Genomic DNA, 14,569 nt, shown 5'->3' on the forward strand with positions numbered 1-14,569 from the left:
CCAGCACCGGGAACGACACCACCACCCACAACCGCGGCAACCCAGACACCCGCGGCTCCACCAACGCCGACACCCGCCCCTGCAACTGCGCGAGTCGAGAGGAGCGGGTGCGGACGTCCGAGATGTCGGTCATCGGTTGGCGATGCGGCGCTTCACCTTCGCCGCGACGCTGCGCGGCCCTTCGGTGCGCAGGTAGTGGACGGCACGACCCAGGTCGTACCGCACGCCGTACAGCTTCTGGCGATCCGGGACGCGCACGCGCATCTCGTGGGCGACGGGCAGCGACGCGGCCGCGCGGACGGTCTTGTCGGCGGCACGGATCGGGTTCCGGCAGAACTCGACGAGCGGCGCGAGGACGTTCGACCAGGTGAAGTCCTGCCGGACCCGGGTGACGTTCTCGAGGTAGGTCGCCCGGGCGTCGTCGTCGAACAGGACCTTGTCGAGCGCGTCGGCCAACCCGGTGACGTCGCGCTCGTGCACGACCTCGCCGAGCCGTTCCTCGGCGACGAGCTCGGCGAAGGAGTCCCCGCCCGTCGTGACGATCGGCAGGCTCGCCCAGAGGTAGTCGAGGATCCTGGTGCGGAACGAGAACGTCGTCTCGAGGTGCTCGTAGTGCGTGGAGACGCCGGCGTCGGCCTCGGCGAGGTACGCGCCGCGCTCCTCGTACGGGATCCACGACTCGTTGAAGAACACATGCTTGCCGGTGAGCCCGAGGTCGTCGGACTCCTTCCGGACCTTCGCGACGATGTCCATCTCCGGGACGTCCGGGTTCGGGTGCTGGACGCCCATGAAGAACAGGCGGACGTCCGAGTGACGCTCCGCGAGCTCCCCCATCGCGCGGACGAGCGTGATCGGGTCGAACCAGTCGTAGATGCCGCCGCCCCAGACGATGAGCTTGTCGTCCTTGCCGATGCCCGGCACGACGCCCTTGACGACGTTCGTGGTGTGCACCGGCGGCGTCGCGGACAGACCGAACGGCACGACGCCGATCAGGCTGCGGAGCTCGGGGTCCCGTGAGTACGTCCTGGCGTTGATCCGGCCGGAACCGGCGAGCTGACCGAGCCAGAACAGGCGCTGTCGCTCCGAGGCGCAGATGAAGAAGTCGCCGAGCTCGAGCTGGTGGTTCAGCGTGTCGGACGCGTCGAGGATCTGACGGTCCCACTTGTCGACGTCCTCGTCGCGGCCCTGCTCGAGCTGCTCGAGGTGCAGCGGGTCGTACACGTCGACGACGAGGATCTTCGCCGTCGACTCGAGCACCGGGAACAGTCGGAGCGCGTGGCCCTGGACGATGATGACGTCCGCCCAGCCCTCGTGCTCGATCATCTGGCGCGGGTGACGGTGCGGGACGGTGACGACGTCGTAGTCCGGGTCGATCTGCACCGAGCGGGTCAGGCTGATGACCCGGACGTCGTGCTCGCCGGACAGCTCCTTCGCCATGTTCGTCGCGCGGATCGCGGGGCCGGCCATCTTCTCGCCGATGGCGTCGCCGGTGACGATGAGGATCCGCCGACGCTGCCCGACCTCGAGCACGCCGAGCGAGTGCACGATCTTGTCGTACCCGGCCAGGTAGGACTCGATCGGGTACGCCGGCTCGTCGCGGTTGCCGAAGAGCCGGAGCAGTTCGCGGTCGCTCCGCACGCGGGTCGCCTGGACCTGCCGACGCGACTCGGTCATGGACGGGAGTTCCTCGACGAACCGGTCGATGCCGAACACGCCGGCCATCGTCGTCTTCGACACCGGCATCGTCGGGTCGGCGTCGCCACCTGGTCGACGGATGTCGAGCGACTCGGAGTCGAGCTCGCCACGACCGACCGCGCGGCGAACCGCGAGCGCGAGGGCACCGGGCAGCGCGGTGCGCAGCTGCTCGTCGCCGAGGTTCTTGTACAGCGTGAACAGGGCGTTCCGTTCGAGCAGGTACGTCTCGCGGAAGTCGCCGAGCTTGTTCATCGACGCGTGGTGCTTGTGGAAGGCCACGGACTTCGGCTGGTAGCGGAAGCGCCAGCCGAGCAAGTTGAGCCGCCAGCCGAGGTCGACGTCCTCGTAGAACATGAAGTAACGGTCGTCGAAGCCGTCGAGCTGCTCGAACAGGTCGGCGCGGATGAACATCGCGGCGCCGGTGCCGAAGAGCACGTCCGTCTCGGTCTCCCACTTACCGGTGTCCGGCGAACCGGCGAAGGGCTTGTAGCCCATGCCGTACCAGGTCATCGCGGCCTCGGTGAAGTCGACGTTGACGCCGTCCCAGTCGAGGACCTTGCTCGCGACCGCGCCGATGTCGCGGCCGGACGCGAAGGTCGCCATCGCCTCGCGGATCCAGGCAGGGTCGGGGCGGGCGTCGTTGTTGAGGAACGCGACGAACTCACCGGTGGTGTTCGCGACACCGAGGTTGCACCCACCGGTGAACCCGAGGTTGCCACCGGACTCGACGAGCGTGAAGGGGAGGTCGGACGCCTTGAGCCGCCCGACGTGCTCCGCACCGGAGTCGTTGTCCACGACGACGATCTCCAGCTTGTCGGCGGGCCAGTCCTGCTCGACCAGACCGGCGATGCTCGTGAGGGTGTCGTCGGTGCCCTTGTAGTTCACGAGGACGACCGAGACGACCCCCGTCCTGCGCTCGCTCACTCGAACCCTTTCGTCAGCGCGATACGGACCCGTGCGGGACCGCCACGACCGGCGTCGTGCGGAGAACACCCTACAAGGCCGAACCCGCGGATCCCGGGTGCCCCGCCAGCGCCGACGGCTGCGGCATGATGGAGCGATGCCCGATCACCTCTCTTCCGCGGACGACCAGGCCGCGCTCTACCGATCGATCGCAGCGGGTGAACACCGCAGCGGCGGACGGGGAACCGTCGCCTTCGCGGTGTCCACCGACGACGTCGATGCCGGCGCCGGCGACGTGTACGTCGCGCTCGGCCTGGCGAAGTACCTCGAACGGCTCGGCTGGGGCGTGGTGCTCTGGCCGATCGAGCAGTGGGACACGCACGTGGCGGACGACGTCGACGTCGTCGTCTCGATGATCGAGTCGTTCGTCCCTGGGCTCCTCCCCCAGCACACCGCGCTGGTCGCGTGGGTACGCAACTGGACCGACGTCTGGGCGGAGCTGCCCTACCTCGACGAGTTCGACTCGATCTGGACGTCGTCCACGCCGGCGCGCGACCGGATCGCCGAGCGCTACGACGGCCCGGTCCAGGTCCTGCCGATCGGGGTCGACCTCGAGCTGTTCACCGGCGAGCGAGCCGGCGAGCGAGCCGGTGACCGGACCGACTCCGCCGACATCGACGTCGTCACCACCGTGAACTTCTGGGGTGCCGACCGGGCCGGGATCCCGGCCATCGCCGAGCTCGCCGAGTCGCGCGACGTCGTCTGGTACGGCGCGAACGGCGACCACCTGCACCTCGACGAGCGCGTCGACCACCGTGGCAAGGTGCCCTTCTTCGACCTGCCGGCGGTGTACGCGTCCGCGCGGGTCGTCGTCGACGACGTCATCCCGCCGGCCCGCGAGTACGCGACGCACAACTCCCGGCTCTTCGAAGGGCTGGCCTCCGGCGCCCTCGTCGTGACGAACTGCGCGGAGGGGCTCGACGAGCTCGGACTCGCCGGAGTCCCCACCTACACCGACGGCCCGTCCCTCGTCGCCGCGGCGGCGACGGACGACCCCGACCTGGTCGAACGACTCCGTGCGGTGGTGCTCGAACGCCACTCGTACGACACCAGGGCCGTGACCGCCGACGAAGACCTCCGCCGCGTCGTCCAGGCGCGCCGGGACCGACCCGGGGTCGACCGCGGGCCGTTCCTGATCTGGGCCGCCCACATGCGGGAACGCCTCCGCCAGGCCGAGCGCGACCGCGACCTGCACCTGTCGGGCGTGCAGGACATCAACGAGCGCCTGATCTCCGCCGTCGACGCCGCCGAGACGAACGCCGCGTCGGCCGCTGCCGCGCACGACAGGATCGGCGAGCTGACCGCAGAGCGCGACCGTCTGGCGATCCGTCTCGACGAGGTCACCAGGAGCCGCGCCTACAAGCTCGTCGAGCGCGCCGCCCGGATCGCACGCCGTCGCTGAGCACCCGGCCGGACGCCGGGAGACGACGAAGGGGCACCGCGGTCGCGGTGCCCCTTCGTCGTGCCGGTGGCGCTACTTGACGGTCACCGTCGAGCACGCGATCGTGTTCGACCCGGCCCCGACGTTGATCGCGTACATGCAGACCTGGTGCTTGCCCGCCGTGAACCCGGTCAGCGTCTGGCTGAACTGGTGGTTCGCGCCGTACCCGGCCCCGAAGCTGTCGACGAGCGACGCCTTCGCGCCGGCTGCCTGGATGCTCGACGCTCCGACGTCGTCGACGTAGGTGTCGATGCGCACCGGGTCGGCCGTGTCCGGGTCGATCGCCCAGCCGCGCAGCGTGATCGACCCGGCGGACCGGGAGGACGCCTCGTCGACGAAGAACGTCGGCGAGCCGGTCAGCATCGACACGCTCCGGCAGTCCGTCGTGTCGCTGCCGCCGCCGACGTTCTGCACCGTGGTGCAGACCGTGTGCTTGCCCGGCCCGACGTCGGTGATCGTCTTCGTGAACTGGTGGTTCGCTCCGTACCCGGGGAACGCCGTCGCGAGGGACGCCTTGGCCGTCTTCGCGGTGGTGCTGCCCGCCGACTTGCCGTCGATCGTGAACGAGACGTCCACCGGGTCGACGACGTCCGGGTCGATCGCCCAGCCGCGCATCGTCACGGTTCCGAGCGACGTGGCCTTCGCCTGGTCGATCGACATGTTCGGCGCACCGGTGGGCTGCGCCACGGTCCGGCACGTCCAGGTCGCGGGGTGCCCGCCCACCTCGTCGACGGCGGCGATGCACAGTTCGTGCGGCACCGACGGCGCGAGGCCGGTGATCGTCATGCTGAACTGGTGGTTCGCGCCGTACCCGGGGAACGCCGTCGCGAGGGAGGCCTTCGCGATGTCGGCCCGACGGCCCTTGACGCGGGTGCCGTCGACGTACGCGTCGACCCGCACGGACTTCGCCGTGTCGGGGTCGATCGCCCAACCGCGCACCGTCAGCATCCCGGGGGACTTCGAGTCCGCCTGGTCGAGGCTCGTCATCGGCGACCCGGTCTGCCGCGTGAACGACTCGCAGCCGAGCTGCTTGTCGGAGCCGCTCCCCGCCTTGTTCACCGCGACGACGCAGAGCTGGTGCGATCCCGGGGAGACGCCGGAGATCGTCCCGGAGAACTTGTGGGCGTCACCGTACCCGGGCTTCGCGGCGTCGAGGCTCGCCTTGACCTGGTTCGCCGTCCACGTCGCCTTGGTGCTGCCGTCGATCTGCACCCGCACCGACACGGCCGCGGTGGTGTCCGGGTCGATGGCCCAGCCGCGCACCGTCACGGTGTCGATCGCACTGCTCACGGCGTCGATCACGCCGACCGGGCTCCCACCCTCGATCGTGAACGTGGCGCACTGGAACTGCGCGTTCGAGCCTGCTCCGGCGTTGATGCCCCACGCGCACACCTCGTGCGAGCCGGCGCTGAGGCCCGTGAGCTTCGCGGAGAACCCGTGCTTGGTGTTGTTCGCGCCGAGCTGGCCGGCGAGTGACGGGGTGTCGATGTTCGCGGTGACGCTCGCCGCGCCCGCGCCGTCGACGTAGAGATCGGTGCGGATCGGGGAGGTCGTGTCGGGGTCGACGGCCCAGCCGGTCACGACGGCCTGCTGGTAGCCGGTCGAGACGCCGGTGATGGCACCCGTCGGCGAGTTCCCGCCGGTGGTGGATCCGAACCAGTCGGTGTACATCCGCCAGAAGTTGCGGTTGCCGTACGCCGAGCAGCTGTCACCGGTGCCGTAGAGGTTGTTCAGCGCCGCCTGGTTGGGCACGTACGGCGTGTAGATGTACAGCGCCGCGGTGGCCTGGTTCTGGATGTAGACCTGCTTCGTGCCGCATGCACCGTTCGGGTTGTACAGGATCGTGTTCGTCCGCCCGGCCTGGTAGCCCCACGAGTTCGGCGATGCCTTGTAGCGCTGGAACTGCAGCCCGGCCGCGTACACCTGCGCGAAGAAGCCGTTGTACGCCGGGTCGCACGGAGCGGTGTCCGGGCAGGCGAAACCGGTCGCGTGCGTGTACTTGTACGACGTCGGTGCGCTCGACGTGACGAGCCCCTGCTCCTTCTCGAGCAGGACGAGCAGCACCTTCTGGCTGATGCCGCACGCGCGGGCGACCCCGTCGATGATCTGCGCCGCGGTCATCGAGCCGCCGCCGAGGCCCGCGCAGCGCCCGGCGACGGCGCCGATGGCCCGGGTGTTCTGGGAGTAGTTCCGGAGACACGCCGGGCCGGACCCGGACCTGCAGGTCGGGACCTTGCCGTCGAGGAAGTACTGCACCTGGGCGGCGTTCAGCGCGTTCGAGTTGTAGAAGTTCGCGTCGCTGATGATGTTGCCGGGGTCGAACCCGCTCGCGGTCGCCGCGGAGGCCGGCTGCTCGTCGACGACCACCGTGAAGGCGCTGAGCGTCGCGGCGAACGCCACGACGGCCGTGATCAGCGCGATCCAGGCGCGCGGGCGGCGGAGCGCTGGTCGGCGCGCTTCGGTCTGGGCGTTCACGGGATCTCCACTGTCGTCGTGGCCGAGGTGACGGACTTGCCGCCGAGGGAGTAGCGGAGGGCGACCGTCCAGGTGCCCGACCCGAGCTGCGCGCGGGGGAAGGAGACCTGCGCGCAGTTGATGCTCGTGCTCGCCACCCGGGCCTCGCTCCCCTGCTCGCGGGTGGTGCCGCCCTGCTTCGCGGTGAAGGTGCACTTGCCGCTCGTGTCGGTCGCCCCGCTGACGATGCCGGACGCCTGCAGCGTCTGCGATCCTGCGTCCCACCCGGCGTAGGTCACGAGCGCGGTGGCCGGGAAGTCCGACGGCGGCGCCTCGGACGGGTCGTCGGCCGGGGTCTCGCTCGGGATCGGCACGGTCGTCGGCCCGTCACCATCGGAGGGACCGGAGCCGGATCCCGCGTCGTCGGAGCCCGCCGAGGCGGAGGGCGTGGCCGACGCCGATGCGGATGCCGACGCGCTGCGCGACGGCGTCGGTCGGTCGCCGCCGCCGCCGGTGCAGGCGGCGAGGACGAGCAGCGCCACGGCGGTCAAGCCGAGCGCGGAGACGGTGGATGCGGTGCGATGCACGGGTGCCGATCTTGGTGAGGAGCATGGGACACGGGGCTTCGGGTGTTACCAGTGTGACAAGTGAGAAGGCCCAGGGGAAGATGAAAACCGTCTCAACCCCGGTTTGCCCCCCGCACCGGGGGCACGGCTCGCGGCGGACGCGCACGGCTACACTGTCCAGGTCCTGCCCCCGAACGAAGAGTGTGATGGTCGACAACAACCGCATGCGCCAGCTCGCGGCGGAGCCCCTCGTCGTGGTGGGCGCCCCCTCGAGCGCGATCCGTGGCACCTGGCGGGAACTCCGCGACGTGTTCCACCAGCGCGAGATGCTCGGCATGCTCGTCCGCCGTGACCTGAAGGCCCGCTACAAGGACTCCGCGCTCGGCTTCGTGTGGACGCTCGTGCGCCCGCTCACGCAGCTCCTCATCTACTACTTCGTGATGGGCCAGATCCTGAACGCCGCGCGGGGCATCGACAACTTCGCGATCTACGTCTTCACCGGTCTGACCGCGTACACGCTCTTCAGCGAGATCGTCGCCGGGTCCACCGGGTCGATCGTCGGCAACAGCGGGCTGATCAAGAAGGTGTACGTCCCGCGAGAGGTCTTCCCGCTCGCGAGCGTCGGCGCCGCACTGGTGAACTACGCGATCCAGTTCGTGATCCTCATCGCGGCGACCGCGGTGCTCGGGAAGTTCCCGTGGCACGGCGGCCTGGTGTACCTGATCCCGTCGCTGCTCGTGATCCTGGTCTACGGCTCCGCCATCGGGCTCATCCTGTCGGCGCTCAACGTGTACCTGCGTGACGTGCAGTTCGTCATCGACGTCGGCCTGATGGTCCTGCTCTGGGGATCACCGATCGTCTACTCGTACTCGATGGTCGTCGACCGGCTCCACATCGGGTGGCTGCTCGCGATCTACACGAACAACCCGCTGACGCTCTCGGTGCTCGGGCTGCAGAACGCGATCTGGCTGCACAAGCCGGGCATCGTCGACTACCCCGACCACCTCATGATGCGCCTGCTCATCGCGTTCGTCATCGGACTGTTCTGCCTCATCGGCGCGCAGCGGGTCTTCTCCCGCCTGCAGGGCAACTTCGCACAGGAGCTCTGAGCACATGGCCATCAGCACCCCCGTCGCGCCCTCGACCGAACAGCGCTCGGACGACCGCCCCGAGGTCATCGTCATCGACCACGTGCGCAAGCGCTTCGTCGTCCGCAAGGACAACACGATCCGCGAACGCATCGTCACGCTCGGCCGCGCCGGCCGGAAGCACCGCCAGGACTTCTGGGCGCTCGACGACGTCACCGTCTCGATCAAGGCCGGGTCGACCGTCGGCCTGATCGGTCAGAACGGCTCCGGGAAGTCGACGCTGCTCAAGGCGATCGGCGGCATCATCCAGCCGACGTCCGGCACCGTGTCGCGCCGTGGCCGACTCGCCGCGCTTCTGGAGCTCGGCGCGGGCTTCCACCCGGACCTGTCCGGCCGCGAGAACGTCTTCCTCAACGCGAGCCTGCTCGGGCTGACCCGCAAGCAGACCGAGGAACGCTTCGACGACATCCTCGCGTTCTCGGGCATCGGCGACTTCATCGACACCCAGGTGAAGTTCTACTCGTCCGGCATGTACGTGCGACTCGCCTTCGCGGTCGCCGTGCACACCGACCCCGACGTCCTGCTCGTCGACGAGGTGCTCGCGGTCGGCGACGAGGCCTTCCAGCGCAAGTGCCTCGACCGCATCCGCACCTTCCAGGAAGCCGGCAAGACGATCATCATCGTCACGCACTCCCTGAGCCAGGTGCAGGAGATGTGCGACCGCGTCGTCCTGCTCAACAAGGGCAAGGTGCTGCACGACGGCGACCCGGTCGCCGCGGTGAGCATGTTCCGCGACGTGCTCGAGGAGCGGCGCCACGGTGAACTGAGCCAGGACGTCGCGGTCGGCCGGGGTACCGTGCTCGGCGCGAGTGTCCACGCCGACGGCAAGGGCCCGCGCGACGGGGTGCGCCCGGGCGACGACCTGATCGTCGACATGGAGTTCGAGCACCTCGACGGCGTCACGGACTGGGAGGCGGCGGTGCAGGTGAACAACACCGCCGGGCAGGTCGTGTTCGGCACCACCACCGGCATCATGGGTGTCACGCTCCCGCCGCTGCACGGCCGGAAGAAGCTCCGCATCCGCATCGCCGACACCGCGTTCGGCACCGGCAAGTACTTCATCAACGTGTCGATGATGGACTCCGCCGGACGGCACCTGCACGACCTGCCGGAGTGCGACTCGTTCGAGGTCCCCGCCTTCGGCAACGCGGTCGGCACCGTCTACGCCGAACCCTCGCTCGAGGACGTCGACTGACCCGCACGGCGGTCGTCGTCGTCAACTGGAACCGCGCCGACCTGACCACCAGGGCCGTCCGGGCGGTCCTCGACGACCCGGACGGCGCTGACGAGGTCGTCGTCGTCGACAACGGCTCCGCCGACGACTCCGTCGCGGTGCTCCGTGCCGGACTCCCCGACGTGACGCTCGTGGTGCGCGACCGCAACGGCGGGTTCGCCGCCGGTGCGAACGCCGGCATCCGCGCGACGAGCGCCGACGTCGTGGTGCTCCTCAACAACGACGCCGTCCCCGCGTCCGGGTTCGTCGGTGCGCTCCGCGACCACCTGGCCGCGAGCCGCCCGGAGGTCGCCGCGGTGACGGGCCGCATCGTGCTCGCGGGACGCTGGACGATCCTCCCGCCCGGTGCCCTGCCGGATCCCGGCCAGCGCGCCCTGCGCGCGCACGACGGCCGGTCCTGGGTCCCGAGTCAGGACGGCGAGGTCCGCCTCAACTCCACCGGAGTCCAGGTGGACCGCGTCGGCAACGGATCGGACCGCGACTGGCTCGCACCGGTCGACACCCGAGCGCCGACCCGCGTGTTCGGCTTCTCCGGTGGCGCGAGCGCGCTCCGTCGCAGCGCGCTCGACGACGTGGGTCTCCTCGACGAGAGCCTGTTCATGTACTACGAGGACACCGAGCTCGCCTGGCGGCTCGCCCGTCGCGGCTGGCGCGTCGAGTACGCGGCCGACGCGGTGGTCGAGCACGACCACTCCGCGTCGTCCGGTGTGCAGAGCGACCTGTTCGTGTCGAAGAACGCCAGGAACCGGCTGGTCGTCGCACTCTGGCACGCGCCGTGGCCGGTGGTCGGCCGCGCAGCCGTGCGCACCGCGGCCAGGGCGCTGCGGCTCACGATCGCGTCGTCGACGAGACGGGAGGCACGCCTCGTCCTGGCAGCGTTGGCCGACGTCGCGGGGCACCTCCCCCACCACCTCGCTCGCCGACGCACCGAGTCGTCGCGCGCCGTCGTGGCGCGCGGCCGGGTGGACACGGGGGCATGAGCGGCGCGCGATACGCTGGACCGTCATCCGCCGACGGTCCAGGCCGAAAGGAACACCGCGTGCCGCAGCTCACCGTCCTCATCGACGGGACCGCCGTACCGCGGAACCTCGGCGGAGTCGGCCGGTACGTGGAGGGCGTCGTCTCGCACCTCGCCGCGGCCGATCCGCAGCTCGACCTGCACCTCGTCGTGCGCCGCGAGCACGTCGCGCACTTCTCCCGGATCGCTCCGGACGTCACGGTGCACGTCGCCCCAGGACGGGTCCGGTCGGTGCCGCTGCGGTTCCTCTGGGAGCAGACCGGACTCGTCGCACTCGGCCGGCGGCTCGGCGCCCGGGTCCTGCACTCCCCGCACTACACGTTCCCGTTCGCCTGGCGCCGCGGGTCCGTCGTCACCCTGCACGACGCCACGTTCTTCTCGAACCCCGAGTGGCACTCCCGGCTGAAGCGCACCTTCTTCACGTGGTGGAGCCGCCGCTCGCTGCGGAGCCGTCCCGTCGTGGTCGTCCCGAGCGAGGCGACACGGACCGAAGCGGCACGCGCCGTCACCGGCATCCGCGCCGACGTCCGGGTCGCGCACCTCGGGGTCGACCGCGCCGTGTTCCACGCGCCGACCGACGACCAGGTCGCCGACGCCCGCATCGCCGCAGGACTGCCGGACGACGCCGAGTGGATCGCGTTCCTCGGCACGATCGAGCCGAGGAAGAACGTCGGCGCGCTGCTCGACGCGTACCGCTCGGTCCGGACCACCAGGGCGGCCGGTGGGCGGGACACCCCGTGGCTGGTGCTCTCCGGTGCACGCGGGTGGGACGACCAGGCGATCGCCGCGCTCGACGCCCTGACCGACGACGACCACGTGATCGAAGCCGGGTACCTGCCGCTGGAGGACCTCTCCGGGTTCCTCGGCGGCGCGACGGTCGTCGTCTACCCCAGCCTCGGCGAGGGGTTCGGCCTGCCGGTGGTCGAGGCGATGGCCGCCGGTGCGTGCGTCCTGACGACCCGGAAGCTCTCGTTGCCCGAGGTCGGCGGCGACGCGGCCGTCTACACCGACACCGACGCCACGTCGATCGCGGCGGCCCTGTCGACCCTGCTCGACGACGCCGAGCTGCGCGAGCAGCACCGACGCCTGGCCGTGGCGCGTGCCGCCGAGTTCACGTGGGACGCCACCGCCCGGGTGCACGCCGCCGCCTACGCCGAGGTCGCCCGGTGAGCGCCGCACCCCGCGTCGCCGTGCTGACGGTCACGTACAACACCGGCGAGACGATCCGGCCGTTCCTCGACAGCATCGCGCACGCCTCGGCGACACCCGTCCCCGTCGTCGTCGCCGACAACGGTTCCGCCGACCTCGACGCACTGCGCGCGATCGCCGAGTCGCACGGGGCCGTCGTGGTGTCGTCCGGCTCGAACCGCGGCTACGGGGGCGGGATCGACGCGGCGTTCTCGGCGCTCGACGACCTGCTCCCGGACGTCCGCCCGGAGTTCGTGCTCGTGACCAACCCGGACGTCGTGTTCCACCCCGGGTCCATCGACGAGCTCGTCGCCGCGGCGGATCGTCTGCCCCGCGGCGGGTCGTTCGGACCGCAGATCCTCGACGAGCACGGGGACACCTACCCCTCCGCTCGTCAGTTGCCCTCGCTCCGCACCGGGCTCGGCCACGCGGCGTTCTCGCGCTTCTGGCCGGGGAACCCGTGGAGTCAGCGCTACTGGTCGACGACCCTCGTCGAGGAGCGCACCGCCGGGTGGCTGTCCGGTGCATGCTTCCTCATCAGGACGTCGCTCTTCCGTGAGCTCGACGGCTTCGACGAGTCGTACTTCATGTACTTCGAGGACGTCGACCTCGGGCAGCGCGTCGGGGCGTCCGGGCACGACAACGTCTACGTCCCGACCGCCGTCGTCGTGCACACCGGCGCGCACTCGACCTCGTCGAACCGTCGCCGGATGGAGGTCGAGCACCACCGGAGCGCCTACCGGTTCCTGTCGAGGAAGTACCGGGCGTGGTGGCTGTGGCCACTCCGGCTCGTGCTGCACGCGGGGCTCTCGATCCGGGCGCGCTGGGTCACACGGAAGTAGCCATCGCGGTCGAAGCTGTACGAACGCTCATGGAGAGTCGTCGGCGGTGATGATGAACGACAACCGTGGCCCAACTCCAGGACGCTGGGGATCGACCAGGACCGCGATCATCGCGAACGCCGCGTGGATCCTCGTCGCGACGGCGCTGATCGCATCGGTCGCGTACCGGACCCGGCTGATCAGGGACTAGCGGCGCGCCAGCTCCGCCGTCGCGGCGTCCAGCAGCACCCGTGCCCGGGCGTCGAAGGAGTGTTCCGCCGCGACGTGTGTCGCCACCGCCTGCCGCTCGCTGCCGTCAGGCCACGGGAACGCCGGGTCGAGCAGCGCCGCCAGACGCCCCGGTCGGTCCGCGACCGCGAGCGTCGGCACGTCCAGCACGTCGGACAGCCCGGCGACCGGATCCGTGACGACGACCCCGCCCGCTGCCAGCACGTCGAACACCCGGTTGGACAGGAACCCACCGGCGGCCATGTCCGGCCAGTGGTCGTTGAGGACGACCCGCGCGGACGCGTACGCCGTCGCGACCTCGGCGCGTCCGAGGGCGGGCTCCCCCAGCGACCCGGTCGGCACCAGCGCGTCCCACCCGGGTCCGTGCACCGTCAGGTCCACGCCGAGCGCAACGGCCTCGGCGACGAGGGGCCTCGCCGCACCACGCGTCGAGCCGACGAACACGACCCGCCCGGCGTCGGCGCTCGAGTCCGACCGCGCAGTCGGGGAGAACACCGACGGGTCGGTCGCCTGCAGCAGGGTCCGAACCGGCACGCCGGCGCGCTCCGATGCCTGCGCCGCCCAGGCCGGACCGGCGGCGAACACCGCGTCGAACGACCGGAGTTCGGTGTCCGCGACGTCGTCCGGGTGGCTGATCACCCAGAGCAGGTTCACCGAGGCGGGATTCGGCGGCACCCGGTCGAGTCCGCGGACCACGAGCGTCACGTCGTCCGTGGCGTCGTCGTCCCGCACGTGGGCGTCCCGCCGGTCGATCCGCACGCGCTGCCCGAGCCGCTCCAGCGCTGCGGCGAGCTCCGCGGCGAAGTGCACGTCACCCCAGCCGTCGCCCTCCGGCCCGGCCGGTGCGGCGATCTTCAGCGACCACGTCAACGCGCCGTCGCCGTCGACCGGGTGCCGCGGCGCGACCGGCCGCGCACCCCACGGCGGGAGCGGAGCACCGGCCGTGACGACGCCGTCGCCGTCCGCCGTGCGGTCCCGCCACCGGGAGAACGCGTCCACGGTGGCGGCGTCGACGGTGCGGCCGGCCTCCGCCGACCGGGTCGCGGCCGCCACGAGGCGCACGGCACCGTCGATGCGGTCGGCCGCCGCGCGGCTCCAGACCGTCAGGCTCATCCGTTCGTCCGGGAGGACCGGTGCCGGTACCAGGGCGGCGCGCGGCATCGCGATCGCCGGCTGGTCCGCCGCGAAGACCGCCGAGGTCGTGGCCGGTTGCCGGGTCGGTCCGTCGGCCTGGTCATCGGTGCGGTCGTCGGTCCGGTCGTCGGTCCACGGCAGGGCCCCTGGTCGGAGCAGGAGGGCACCGTTGCGCCCGGACCCGTCGGGCATCCGCACGCGAGCCTGGACGACACCGTCCGCGCCGGCCGCCGCGAGCGCGCGGAGGTCCTCGTCGCCGATCGTCACCGTCGAGTCGAGCAGCACGACCGTCCGACCGCTCCCGCTGGCGAGCCCGGCGTTGATCGCCGACCCGATACCCGCCACCGGCTCCTGGCGGGCCCACGGCAGGTCGGGCTGCTGCTCGTCCACGGGTGAGTCGTCCGCGACGTACGAGACGACGCGGACGTCGGTGTCCGTGCCGAGCGCCCGACGCACCGACGCGACCAGCGGCGGGACCGCCGCATGGCGATCAGCGCGACTGACGACGACCGCCGTGACCGGACGGTCCGAGTGCGGCAGCGCGCCGTCCCACCCGGCCACCGGAACGGGCGACGCCGCCGTCACGGACGCGGGGCGAGCCTCCAGGCCGGAGCCGGGGGCCGTCGCTTCCGGACGGCGGCGTCGGAACAGCGCCACG

Annotated in this window: 11 protein-coding genes; 7 read left to right on the forward strand and 4 right to left on the reverse strand. The window is 71.1% G+C overall.

Going from position 1 to position 14,569, the window contains the following annotated elements; genetic code table 11:
- Nucleotides 1–129: 129 nt before the first annotated feature.
- Nucleotides 130–2,619 (reverse strand): glycosyltransferase, encoded by a 2,490-nt coding sequence (locus ACO0E1_RS10265; RefSeq protein WP_422874095.1) that lies wholly within the window; start codon nt 2,617–2,619, stop codon nt 130–132.
- Nucleotides 2,620–2,755: 136 nt separating this feature from the next.
- Between ACO0E1_RS10265 and ACO0E1_RS10270 the strand changes: the two genes are divergently transcribed.
- Nucleotides 2,756–4,060 carry a glycosyltransferase family protein gene (locus ACO0E1_RS10270; RefSeq protein WP_422874096.1) on the forward strand — a complete coding sequence of 435 codons (1,305 nt, stop codon included), beginning with the start codon at nt 2,756–2,758 and terminating at the stop codon, nt 4,058–4,060.
- Nucleotides 4,061–4,132: 72 nt separating this feature from the next.
- On the opposite strand, the gene ACO0E1_RS10275 is transcribed toward ACO0E1_RS10270, so the two are convergent.
- The gene (locus tag ACO0E1_RS10275; RefSeq protein ID WP_422874097.1) at nt 4,133–6,574 is read right to left on the reverse strand and encodes a hypothetical protein; all 2,442 of its coding nucleotides are present in this window, start codon (nt 6,572–6,574) and stop codon (nt 4,133–4,135) included.
- Nucleotides 6,571–7,140, reverse strand: coding sequence for a hypothetical protein (locus tag ACO0E1_RS10280; protein WP_422874098.1), 570 nt, complete (start codon nt 7,138–7,140; stop codon nt 6,571–6,573). Before ACO0E1_RS10280 ends, ACO0E1_RS10275 begins: the two co-directional genes overlap by 4 nt.
- A gap of 185 nt (nt 7,141–7,325) precedes the next feature.
- On the opposite strand from ACO0E1_RS10280, the gene ACO0E1_RS10285 reads away from it, so the two are divergent.
- Genes ACO0E1_RS10285 through ACO0E1_RS10310 form a run of 6 tightly spaced genes read left to right on the forward strand, consistent with a single transcriptional unit; the run spans nt 7,326 to nt 12,739 of the window.
- Nucleotides 7,326–8,228, forward strand: a complete 903-nt coding sequence (locus ACO0E1_RS10285) for an ABC transporter permease (protein WP_422874099.1) — start codon at nt 7,326–7,328, stop codon at nt 8,226–8,228.
- A gap of 4 nt (nt 8,229–8,232) precedes the next feature.
- Nucleotides 8,233–9,462 (forward strand): ABC transporter ATP-binding protein, encoded by a 1,230-nt coding sequence (locus ACO0E1_RS10290; RefSeq protein ID WP_422874100.1) that lies wholly within the window; start codon nt 8,233–8,235, stop codon nt 9,460–9,462.
- Nucleotides 9,381–10,481, forward strand: coding sequence for a glycosyltransferase family 2 protein (locus ACO0E1_RS10295; protein ID WP_422874101.1), 1,101 nt, complete (start codon nt 9,381–9,383; stop codon nt 10,479–10,481). The genes ACO0E1_RS10290 and ACO0E1_RS10295 overlap by 82 nt, the downstream gene beginning before the upstream one ends.
- 59 nt (nt 10,482–10,540) lie before the next feature.
- Entirely contained in the window at nt 10,541–11,689 is a 1,149-nt protein-coding gene (locus tag ACO0E1_RS10300) for a glycosyltransferase family 4 protein (RefSeq protein ID WP_422874102.1), read from the forward strand.
- Nucleotides 11,686–12,549: a glycosyltransferase family 2 protein gene (locus tag ACO0E1_RS10305; protein WP_422874103.1), complete on the forward strand. Its 864-nt coding sequence runs from the start codon at nt 11,686–11,688 to the stop codon at nt 12,547–12,549. The genes ACO0E1_RS10300 and ACO0E1_RS10305 overlap by 4 nt, the downstream gene beginning before the upstream one ends.
- 52 nt (nt 12,550–12,601) lie before the next feature.
- Nucleotides 12,602–12,739 carry a hypothetical protein gene (locus ACO0E1_RS10310; RefSeq protein ID WP_422874104.1) on the forward strand — a complete coding sequence of 46 codons (138 nt, stop codon included), beginning with the start codon at nt 12,602–12,604 and terminating at the stop codon, nt 12,737–12,739.
- Here ACO0E1_RS10310 and ACO0E1_RS10315 read toward each other — a convergent pair.
- Nucleotides 12,736–14,568 carry a glycosyltransferase family protein gene (locus tag ACO0E1_RS10315; protein WP_422874105.1) on the reverse strand — a complete coding sequence of 611 codons (1,833 nt, stop codon included), beginning with the start codon at nt 14,566–14,568 and terminating at the stop codon, nt 12,736–12,738. The two genes, ACO0E1_RS10310 and ACO0E1_RS10315, sit on opposite strands and share 4 nt — an antisense overlap.
- Between the last annotated feature and the right edge of the window lies 1 nt (nt 14,569).

Source organism: Curtobacterium guangdongense (genome assembly GCF_049341845.1).
Classification (GTDB): domain Bacteria; phylum Actinomycetota; class Actinomycetes; order Actinomycetales; family Microbacteriaceae; genus Curtobacterium; species Curtobacterium guangdongense.